The organism is Caballeronia sp. M23-90 (genome assembly GCF_053574605.1).
Window position 1 is genome coordinate 1 of record NZ_JBSIPA010000505.1, and the last position, 4,576, is coordinate 4,576.

The window sequence follows — 4,576 nt, forward strand, 5'->3', positions numbered from 1 at the left end:
TGCCCGCGCCGATGTACAGCCGAAACAGCGCGCGCTCGTGGTGGGCGCGGGCGACGGCGTGTGCGCCAATGGCGAGGAATTCGATCATCGCAGCTTGATCGAGCGTGACGCCATCGGCTTTGAACACGAAAGCTTGCGGCACGGCGAGTTGCTCGACCAGACCGCCGTCCGTGTGCACGCCGAGCACACGAATGTTCATGCAGCAATTCGGCTTTTTGGCGCGGCACGCGATGCACTTCCCGCACGCAAGATAAGGCATCACGTAGACCTGATCGCCTTTTGCGACGCGCGCACCGGCTGGTGCCGATTCGACGATTCCCGACAGCTCATGTCCCATCACGCGCGGATACGCGAGAAACGGCTGATTGCCCGTGAATATGTGCAGATCCGTGCCGCACACGCCGACGCGTTTGATGCGAATCAGGACATCGTCGGGACCGGGTTCCGGAGACGGCCGATCGATCAGGACGAGAGAGCCGGGTTGTTCGCAGATGACAGTTTTCATGAGAGGGGTCTGTTTTGGCCTTACCAGAGTGCATGTTAGTTTCGTAAAAGAGAACTGGTCAAGCCAATTTGCCGATAGTACGGGTTTGGCCTGACCATTCTGACGTCCTTTGTTTAGAATTCACGCTTTCGCCTAGTTAATCCCGGCGCGCGATATCTGCAGAAAAAGGAATCCTTGTGGCAGGCAAACCCATCGAAACGCGCCGTCTCTATCTCCAGATCGCCGATAAGCTGCGCGCACTCATCGACGACAAGGGGTTCGCGCCGAACGGCCGTTTGCCGTCGGAGCGTGAACTGGCGTCGACGCTCGGCGTATCGCGGCCGTCCGTGCGCGAAGCGCTGGTTGCGCTGGAACTGGAAGGGCGTGTCGAAATCCGAATGGGATCGGGCGTTTATATTTGCGCGGCACCCGCGCCAGGTTCTCGCCCCGGCATGCTGGCCGACACGGAGCTCGGGGAGAGTCCGCTGGAAATCACGACGGCGCGCATGGTGATAGAAGGTGCGATCGCGGCGAGTGTCGCGGCGTTCGCCAAGCCCAAGGCGCTCAGGGCGTTGCGCGACATTTACGAGGACATGGGACGCCAGGTTGCCCACGGCCAGATTCCACTTGCTGCGGACCGTGCGTTTCACATGGCTGTTGCGCAAATGTCGGGCAATGACGTGCTGGTGCGTACCGTAGCGGGTCTTTTCGATGAACGGCATAGCCCGTTGTCATCGACGTTGCGTGGGCATTTCGAGGGGGAGGAGACGTGGGCGGACGCGTTGAGCGAGCACAAGGAAATACTGGACGCACTCGAAGCGCGCGATGCGATTCAAGCTCAGGCTGCCATGCAGCGCCACCTGAAAGCGTCTTACGAGCGGCTGATGACCCGCCGCAAACATTGAGAAAACCGCTTCAGGCCAGCCGATGAAAATACCGGACTGGCCGCAAGACCAACACTGAGTGCAGGCTCAACCCGGATAAGCCTCATCGACTTTCAGCCCGGCGAGCTTGAAGATCACGCGCAACGTCTGCGGAGCGATCTCGCGACGCGACGCCAGCGTGGTCAGCACGAAGTCCATGACCTTGGCGTACTTGAGCATCGTCAGGCACGTTTCCATGTCGGTGGTTCCGTCGCGCATGGCTTCTGCAAGCCGCAGCATCTCGCCGGAAATCTCTCGAGCCATTTCCAGTTCAAGTTGCTGCTTTTCGCTCCATTCCGGCAACGCGGTGAGCTTGGCGAGCATCTCTTGAAACTGCTGTTCGGCTTTACTGTCTCGGATTGGGTCCATTGCCGTCCTCATTTCGTTCGCGTGTTCCTCGGGGAACGCGCTTTGTGTGCGTGGGTGTTACGTAACAGGCAGCGCGTGGTTACGAGACTCGGTGCATCTCCCCGGTCGCCGGTTAATCGCGCTCACCTTGGCTACAGGCTTATTGTTCAGTCAATTTTGCGGTTTCGTGCCGCCGTTGCGTCCATCCGTCCCGTTGATTGTCCCGTTGCAAATGCACGAAATGTTCCATCTGAAACTGTCTGCTCGATCAATCCAAAAAACGAAGAGTCGAACGCTTACCAATTCCTGACGTTGCGTTGTTCGGGAGCGTCTTTGCGCTTTTCGGTAAACTTGCTCATCTGCATCATTAAAACCAGCGGTTAGCGCACACTTCGCGTTAGATCCCCACGCAAAAATCCCTACGGTATCCAGACGATGGCCAAGAAGTCCCGGGCGTTGAATGCGCCCATTGCATCATCGGATTCATCCGATCTAAAGCCGGAAACCACCTCGACGAATGAAAAACATGAAATTCGTCCGGGGCAATCCATCGAGCTTTTGAAGGAACTGCATATCCTTACTCGCGACGGCAAGATGAATCAAGACAGCCGCCGCAAGCTGAAACAGGTCTATCACCTGTTTCAGTTCATCGAGCCGTTGCTTGCGGAAATTCATGCGAAGCAGAGCTCGGTGACGCTGGTCGATCATGGTGCTGGCAAGTCCTACCTTGGCTTCATTCTCTACGATCTCTACTTCAAAGCTCTGCGCGATCGGTCACATATCTATGGAATTGAGACGCGCCCGGAACTGGTTGAAAAGTCGGAGGAATTGGCCGCGCGGTTGGGCTTCGACGGGATGTCGTTTCTGAATCTGTCGGTGGCCGAATCGACTACGTCGGATAAGTTGCCCGAGACCGTGGACGTGGTCACGGCCTTGCACGCGTGCAATACCGCAACCGATGACGCCATTCATTTCGCCCTGCAGAAAAAGGCGAAAACGATCGTGGTCGTGCCGTGTTGCCAGGCGGAAGTGGCCGCTGTCCTGCGCAAAAACAAGGGCCATTCGTTATCGAAGAATGTGCTGACTGAAATGTGGCGGCATCCGCTGCATACACGCGAATTTGGCAGCCAGATCACGAACGTGCTGCGATGTCTGCAACTTGAGTCGCATGGCTACCAGGTCAGCGTGACGGAACTCGTCGGCTGGGAACATTCGATGAAAAACGAATTGATCATCGCGCAGTTCAAGGACTTGCCGCGCGGCAAGCCTGCGCAACGCCTGTCCGATGTACTCGAAACACTCGGCCTTGACGAGATGCGCGAGCGCTTCTTTACGACTTGACCTGGATGTCGCGCTTAATGTGTTCCTGCCATCCGTCAAGGCCCAGACGGCGCAAGGTCGCCATGTTGCGTTCGTAGATATTGGCGGCATCCGGGAAGGCATCGACGGCGCGCTCGATGCTCGCTTCCCGCAGCAGATGGAAGATTGGATAGGGCGCGCGGTTCGTGAAATTTTCGATGTCGTCAGGTTCGGCGTCATCGAATCGATAGTCCGGATGGAAGCTCGCGATCTGCAGTTCACCTTCGAGCCTGAGCTGTTTCAAAAGCGTGTCGGCGAAATGCAGCGCGTCGTTGTACTCAGCGAAATCTTCCAGCGCGTGCGGAACGATCAGCAAGGTGGTGTCGATTTTTTCGGGGTCGGAATCCGCAAGGTGCTTGAGTTCTTTTTCCAGGTCGGCCAGCACGTCCTCGAACGAACGCGCCTCACTGACCACGTAGCGAATCTGCTCCTTCACGTACACCGCTTTGGCGAACGGACACAGGTTCAGCCCGATAACCGCGCGCGTCAGCCAGTGGCGCGTTGCATCGATGATCTCTTCGTTCATTGTTCCACCCGGCCTTCGGCGCAAGCGGCGCGTACGAGCGTCTGCGCTGTGCTAGGCGCGCTGCGCATTGGACCGCAACCCGGCCCGAAAGTCTGGCTCGACGCGTAGATGCCCTCGATCAGCAACGCGAGCGAATCGGCGAGCGATTGTGGATCGGCGGCGCCGGATGCTTCTGACAACGCCAGTAATCGTCCAATCAGATAAGCCTTGTTGCGCGCAACCGATACCCGCGCGGGATGTTCGCGATCCGCGAATTCGCACGCCACGTTCACGAACGGGCAGCCACGGTAATCCGGCCGCGACGCGCGTTCCACCAGATCCGTGATGCCTTGCACGAGACCCTTGGCGGCATCGCCGGGATGCTTTGCGAAGCTCGCCTCGACGCGCTCGCGGAACCGCTCGTCCATGCGCGTGAGATACGCCACGACCAGATCGTCCTTCGACGAAAACTGCCGGTAGACGCTCATCTTGTTCACGCCGGCGCGTTCCACAACGGCATCGACGCTGATTGCGCGAATGCCGTCGCGGTAAAAGAGCCGTTCTGCTGCGTCGAGCAGTTGCTCTTGCGCAGTTGCGCCGTCCATGTGCCGGCGGACGGGTTTTTTATCGGCGATAGTGTTTCGGGTCGATGCTCGTACCACGGTCATAACCTCTGAATCCGAAGGGATTCTTGACATGTTACCGATCAGTCACTAAGCTCGCAACCTCAATGTGACTGATCGGTAACCTCTATGCCGCCGGCCATGCAAAAAATACGATGAAAAACCGGAGCGAAGCATGAATTGGGCAGCACGGCGGCTTTCGGGCCGCATGCATTACGCGTGGATATCGGTGGGCGTGGTGTTCCTGGTGTTGCTGGCCGCCGCCGGCACACGCGCGACGCCGAGCGTCATGATGCTGCCGCTCGAGCAGCAATTCGGCTGGAGCCGCGCGACA

General features: G+C 58.2%; 6 protein-coding genes and 1 pseudogene. 3 read left to right on the top strand and 4 right to left on the bottom strand.

Translation table 11 applies throughout. The features are described from left to right. A partial coding sequence (locus ACRXB1_RS31100; RefSeq protein ID WP_449494232.1) for an alcohol dehydrogenase catalytic domain-containing protein occupies positions 1-505 on the bottom strand: 505 nt, incomplete at its 3' end. A gap of 176 nt (positions 506-681) precedes the next feature. Between ACRXB1_RS31100 and ACRXB1_RS31105 the strand changes: the two genes are divergently transcribed. Continuing rightward, complete coding sequence (locus tag ACRXB1_RS31105) at positions 682-1,389, top strand: FadR/GntR family transcriptional regulator (RefSeq protein WP_062168085.1); 708 nt, start codon at positions 682-684, stop codon at positions 1,387-1,389. A 66-nt stretch (positions 1,390-1,455) separates the two neighbouring features. On the opposite strand, the gene ACRXB1_RS31110 is transcribed toward ACRXB1_RS31105, so the two are convergent. Next, positions 1,456-1,776 carry a hypothetical protein gene (locus ACRXB1_RS31110; RefSeq protein WP_062000407.1) on the bottom strand — a complete coding sequence of 107 codons (321 nt, stop codon included), beginning with the start codon at positions 1,774-1,776 and terminating at the stop codon, positions 1,456-1,458. Between the two features lie 414 nt (positions 1,777-2,190). Here ACRXB1_RS31110 and ACRXB1_RS31115 point away from each other — a divergent pair, with 414 nt between their 5' ends. Further along, a complete protein-coding gene (locus ACRXB1_RS31115; protein WP_082778831.1) occupies positions 2,191-3,096 on the top strand; it encodes a class I SAM-dependent methyltransferase in 906 nt (301 codons plus the stop codon). Here ACRXB1_RS31115 and ACRXB1_RS31120 read toward each other — a convergent pair. Then, the gene (locus tag ACRXB1_RS31120; protein ID WP_449494233.1) at positions 3,086-3,640 is read right to left on the bottom strand and encodes a DUF1415 domain-containing protein; all 555 of its coding nucleotides are present in this window, start codon (positions 3,638-3,640) and stop codon (positions 3,086-3,088) included. The two genes, ACRXB1_RS31115 and ACRXB1_RS31120, sit on opposite strands and share 11 nt — an antisense overlap. Then, positions 3,637-4,224: a TetR/AcrR family transcriptional regulator gene (locus ACRXB1_RS31125; RefSeq protein WP_449494234.1), complete on the bottom strand. Its 588-nt coding sequence runs from the start codon at positions 4,222-4,224 to the stop codon at positions 3,637-3,639. The genes ACRXB1_RS31120 and ACRXB1_RS31125 overlap by 4 nt, the downstream gene beginning before the upstream one ends. A 193-nt stretch (positions 4,225-4,417) precedes the next feature. Here ACRXB1_RS31125 and ACRXB1_RS31130 point away from each other — a divergent pair. After that, positions 4,418-4,576, top strand: a pseudogene (locus tag ACRXB1_RS31130) (MFS transporter); the annotation flags it as partial.